The sequence below is a fragment of the Janibacter sp. CoH_79_TC_3 genome (assembly GCF_058197955.1).
Genome location: NZ_JBXWIV010000209.1, coordinates 1 through 233, shown reverse-complemented (window position 1 = coordinate 233; position 233 = coordinate 1). Strand labels below are relative to the sequence as shown.

The following is a 233-nucleotide window of genomic DNA, read 5'->3' as shown; positions in this document are numbered from 1 at the left end:
ATCCGGGTCACAGACCACTTCAGGGGATAACGTCTTTAATACCGTCGAACGCAAAACGGTGGGGACAAAACTCAAAGTTACTCCGCAGGTCAATGAAGGCGACGCGGTGTTGCTCGAAATAGAGCAGGAAGTCTCCAGCGTTGACTCTTCCTCTAACTCGACGCTCGGCCCGACGTTTAATACCCGTACTATTCAAAACGCCGTGCTGGTCAAAACCGGTGAAACGGTGGTCC

At 52.4% G+C, this 233-nt stretch carries 1 protein-coding gene; it reads left to right on the top strand.

Translation table 11 applies throughout. The annotated features are described in order from the left end of the window. Positions 1-233, top strand: a 233-nt coding sequence (locus AC2FA3_RS15650; RefSeq protein WP_490510403.1) for a secretin GspD/PilQ domain-containing protein, incomplete at both ends; no start/stop codon positions are given.